The following is a 4370-nucleotide window of genomic DNA, read 5'->3' as shown; positions in this document are numbered from 1 at the left end:
GTCGACCAGGAAGGGCTGGTCACGTTCGGCTTCCGCGGCGAGCTGTCGCTGTCGTACCTGCTGGGCTCGCGGCTACAGCACGAGCTGCGGGTCACGCCGATCGCGCTCGATCTGTACATGCCGGCCGCCGCCGACTCCGGCTCGATCGACGCGGGCGCGTTCCACCTCGACGAGCGCGGGGCGACGTACGCGTTCACCATCGGCTACGTGGCACGGTTCCACTCGGTGTTCGGGACCCAGCCGCTGTTTACGCTCGAGTGACCTTCGGGCCGCGCGGCTCCGGCGCCGCCGGCCTCCGCGGCCCGAAGCCGCGCGGTGCCGGCGACCGCCCGCCGGCACCGGTTTTCGGCCGCTGCCGGCCATTTTCCCGCTTGTTGGCCGCCTGGCGGGCCTGCTAGAGTTCGGGCGCGCCACTGTATCGACTGCACGGCGCGCGGGTACGAGGTGCGATGACCCTTCTGTACGACTGGCTCAAGAAGGCGGCGAAGGCGCAGGGCAACAACAAGGCCCTCGTCTACCGGGACAACTACCTGAGTTGGCGCGGACTGCTGCACCGCGTCGATCGGCGGGCGCAGGAGTTCAAGTCGATGAACATCGAGGCCGGCGACTGGGTCGGCCTGATGCTGGGCAACGTCCCGGACTTCGTCATCCTGGCCCTCGCGCTGTCGAAGCTCGACGTCGTGGTCGTGCCGGTGGACCCCACGACCGGGTCGCGCGAACTCGAACTCGTGCTGGCGGCGGCGCCGATGCGCGCGCTCGTCACGCGACCGCGCGGCTCCGAAGGCGGCCCCCTGCCCCAACCGGGCGGCGGTGCCGCCGACGGCGACGCCCCGCAGGAGGTGCGCCGCCGCCTGCAGGGCACGCTGCTGACCTGCACGATGTTCAAACAGAAACCACCGGACGTCGGCGTCGACGCCGCGATGGTGCTGTTTACGTCCGATTCCCTCGGCGACCCGAAGGGCGTCGTCCGCACCGAGGCGAACCTGCAAGCGGTCGCAGACAATGCGGTGGGCACGCTCGGCATCGACGACCAGTCGCGCATCCTGTGCGCGGTGCCCCTGTTTCACGCGTACGGCTGGGACCTCGGGTTGCTGCCGGTCCTGAAGACCGGCGGCACGCTGTTTCTCGAAGAGGAGGTCTCGGCGCGCCGCCTCGCCAAGATCGTGCGCGACCAGCGCATCGACGTCATGCCCGCGATGCCGACGATGTACGCCGAGATGGCACGACTGCCGACGGCGCGGCACGTCGAGGTCGACAACCCGCGCTACCTGTCCGGCGGCTCGGCCCTGCCGAAGGACGTGGCCGATTCCTTCTTCGCCGGGTATGCGGTCAAGCTCATGCCGACGTACCACTCGACCGAGACCGGGTTGGTGAGCGTCAACACGGCCGGCAAGCCGGTCACGTCCGTGGGCAAGCCGATCGACGGCGTCCAGGTCAAACTCACCACGCCGGATGGCGGCAAGATCGCGGCGGGCAAGGAGGGCATCCTGTGGGTCAAGGGCGACTCCGTCAGCGGCGTGGCCGTCGGCCCGTACGAGGAGGTCGCGGCCCCGGTCAAGGCCAAGGGCAAGGTGCGCACGCCGGTCGGCCAGACCGACGCGAAGGGATGGCTGCGGACCGGAGACCGCGCGACCATCGACCGCAGCGGCCGGATCTCGCTCAAGGGCCGCGAGGACGACCTCGTCAAGGTGGACGGCAAGCGGGTCGCCCTCGGCGAAGTGGAGGGATGCCTCGAGGCGTTCCCGAAGGTCAAACGCGCCCAGGTGAGCGTGGTGCACGACCCGCTCACCGGCAGCGTCGTCGTCGCGAAGGTCGTGGCGCGCAGTAAGTGCCAGGCGGAAGAGATCATCGATCATTGCGCGCGCAACCTCGCGCCGTACAAGGTGCCGCGGCGCATCGAGTTCTGCGAGACGATTTGACGGGCCGGCGCCCCCGCCGGCCCACGACTCGCGCGCGGCCGCCGCGAACGCGACACCGGCGGCCGGCCGCCGGCGCGCCGGGCGGCTATTCGCCCTTGAACTCCGGCGCGCGCTTTTGCAGGAAGGCGGTCACGCCTTCCATGAAATCGCGCGACTGCAACAGCTCGAGCTGGTACGCGCGCTCGCGGTCGAGCGCCGCGTCGAAATCCGACTCGAGCGACAGTGCGACCGCGCGCTTGACCGCGCGGTGCGACAGCGGCGCCCCCTTGGCCAGCTCGATAGCGAACGCCCACGCCGCATCGTGCAGCTCGTCCGCCGGGTAGACGCGGTTGGCCAGGCCGATGCGATGCGCCTCGCGCGCGTCGACGAGTTCTCCCGTGAGCATCATTTCGAGCGCGCGACCGAGGCCGACGATGCGCGGCAACAGGAACGTACTGCCGCCGTCCGGCATGAGCCCGCGCCGGACGAAGATCTCGCCAAACCGGGCGCGGTCGCTCACGAGGCGCAGATCGCACGCCAGCGCCAGGTCGCAGCCGAACCCGGCGGCGGCCCCGTCGACGGCCGCGATGGTCGGACGGCTGCAGCCGCGCACGGCACGGATCAGGCCGTGGAAGTAATCGCGCAGATCGGCGTCGCGCTGTTCGGGCGGCACGGGCCCCTCCCGCAGGATCGCTTTGAGGTCGAGGCCGGAGCAGAAGTGCCCGCCGGCCCCCGTGAGCACGACCACGCGACACTCGGCGAGCGATTCGACCGCCGTCACGGCCTCGATGATTCGCTTGTTCACTTCGACCGTGAGGCCGTTGCGCGACTCGGGGCGGTGCAATTCGATCCACCGCACGCCGTCGCGATCGACTACGCGCACGTCATCAGCGGGCATCACCCGGCACGTTACGGCAAACGCGGCGCCAGGTCGACCGCGACGCGCCGGCGCTGGCCCGCGCGAACCTCGATTTCGAGGTACCCCGTGTGGTAGTCGTCGTGACGCACTTCGACGCGGTGCACGCCCGGCGCCAGCGCGACGCCCCCGCCCAACTCGGCCACGCGGCCGACGTATGCGTCGTCCACGTAGACCTCGGCCTCGGCGACCGGGCAGTCGACGGAGAGGATCGCGTCTGCCGGCCGCGCGGCGGGATCCCGCGCCGCCGGCCGACTGCAGGCGGCCGCGACGGCGAGCGCGGCCCCGAACGCGACCGCCCGCGCCGGCGTCACGGCGGCCCCTCCGCCGGAACGGTCGGGGCCTGCAGAACGATCTCGACGAGCGCATCCGACCGCGCATGCACCTCGGCGCGCAACGGATCGAACGCGGCGCGGCCCGCCGCTTCCGCGATCCGCGCCGCCGGCTGGCGGGTCGCGACCGCGAGAGCGACCGCCCCGGGCGCAAGGCGCCGCGGCGTCACCGACGACACGCCCGGCGCAGCCGCCAGCGCCCGCTGGACCGCGCGCACGGGCGCCCACGACGGGGCGCCGCGCAGTTCTACGATCACCGCGTCGTCGTCGATGACGCCGGCCGGCCACCGCGCGCGCAGCGCATCCCGCACGGCGGCCACGGCGCGGCGGCCGAGTTGCGCGGCGCACGCGTCGACCGCGTCGTTGGCGGCCTCCGCGTACGCGCCGGCTTCGACCGCCGCGTCGGCAATCGCGGCCCCGTCGGCCGCGACGACGCGGACGCGCGCCCGCCCCTGCGCGCCGGCAAACGGGGTCCCGCGGATGCGGCCCGCCGACTCCAGGTCGGCGGCGATCACGACCGCGCCGCCCGCCCCCTCGGCGAGCGCGAACGCCCGCGCGGCCGCGTCGTCGACCGGCAGCGCGGCGCCGGGCACGGAATGCGCGGGCGGGGACGTGCCGGGTGCAGGGCGCACGGGGCGAAACCCGAGCTCGCGCAGCTCCCGGTCGACCGCGCGGCCCAGCGGACCGCCATCGCCGCCGTCGCGGCCGAACGTGGCCACCGCCGCGTCCGGCGTGCGGACGAGCGCGACGAGCGCGAGCGGTGGGCGTCCGACGCCGATGTCGACCGCCGGCGCCGCCGGCGCTATCCCCGCGTCGGCCAACGCGCGGGCGAGCGCCGCGTCGTCGACCCACACGTCGATCTGGACGAAATATCCCGCCGGGCTCGGCCCCTCGGCGACGACCTGGTAGCGCGCGACGAACTCCCGCGCGCGACCGGCGATCGCGGCGTCGACGGCGCCGGCGTGCCGCGCGCGCTCGCCCACCTCTACGCGGGCGGCGACGGCGCGCCTGACCGCCTCGGCGAACGCCCGATCGAGCGCCGCAGCGCGCGCGTCCGGCGCACCCGCCGGCGCCCGGCCCTCGGCTCGCACGGCGCCCGGCTCCGACGCGCGCGCCACCGGCGCGAGCGCCGCTGTCGCGATCACCACTCCGATCGCAGCCGCGCGCATCACCGCCCCACCACCACGATCACGAGCGGCGCGCCGGCCACCAACCGGTCGTCGG

The 4370-nt window shown here is 73.7% G+C and carries 5 protein-coding genes; 2 read left to right on the top strand and 3 right to left on the bottom strand.

Annotation, left to right across the window (positions count from 1 at the left end; translation table 11 throughout):
- Both D6689_07250 and D6689_07245 read left to right on the top strand, forming a co-directional pair.
- Nucleotides 1–261: hypothetical protein (locus D6689_07250; GenBank protein RMH42775.1), on the top strand; the 261-nt coding region annotated here is incomplete at its 5' end.
- A 188-nt stretch (nucleotides 262–449) separates the two neighbouring features.
- Nucleotides 450–1919, top strand: coding sequence for a long-chain fatty acid--CoA ligase (locus tag D6689_07245; GenBank protein RMH42774.1), 1470 nt, complete (start codon nucleotides 450–452; stop codon nucleotides 1917–1919).
- A gap of 85 nt (nucleotides 1920–2004) precedes the next feature.
- On the opposite strand, the gene D6689_07240 is transcribed toward D6689_07245, so the two are convergent.
- From D6689_07240 to D6689_07230, 3 genes are read right to left on the bottom strand one after another with little or no spacing between them, the layout of a single operon-like run.
- A complete protein-coding gene (locus D6689_07240; protein RMH42773.1) occupies nucleotides 2005–2796 on the bottom strand; it encodes an enoyl-CoA hydratase in 792 nt (263 codons plus the stop codon).
- An 11-nt stretch (nucleotides 2797–2807) separates the two neighbouring features.
- On the bottom strand, nucleotides 2808–3128 hold the full coding sequence (locus D6689_07235) for a PEGA domain-containing protein (GenBank protein RMH42772.1): 321 nt from the start codon (nucleotides 3126–3128) through the stop codon (nucleotides 2808–2810).
- Nucleotides 3125–4315 carry a hypothetical protein gene (locus tag D6689_07230; protein ID RMH42771.1) on the bottom strand — a complete coding sequence of 397 codons (1191 nt, stop codon included), beginning with the start codon at nucleotides 4313–4315 and terminating at the stop codon, nucleotides 3125–3127. The genes D6689_07235 and D6689_07230 overlap by 4 nt, the downstream gene beginning before the upstream one ends.
- Nucleotides 4316–4370: the final 55 nt, after the last annotated feature.

It is taken from the genome of Deltaproteobacteria bacterium, assembly GCA_003696105.1.
Classification (GTDB): domain Bacteria; phylum Myxococcota_A; class Polyangia; order Haliangiales; family J016; genus J016.
The sequence above is the reverse complement of the archived record's forward strand: the minus strand, read 5'-3'. Positions and strand labels throughout refer to the sequence as shown.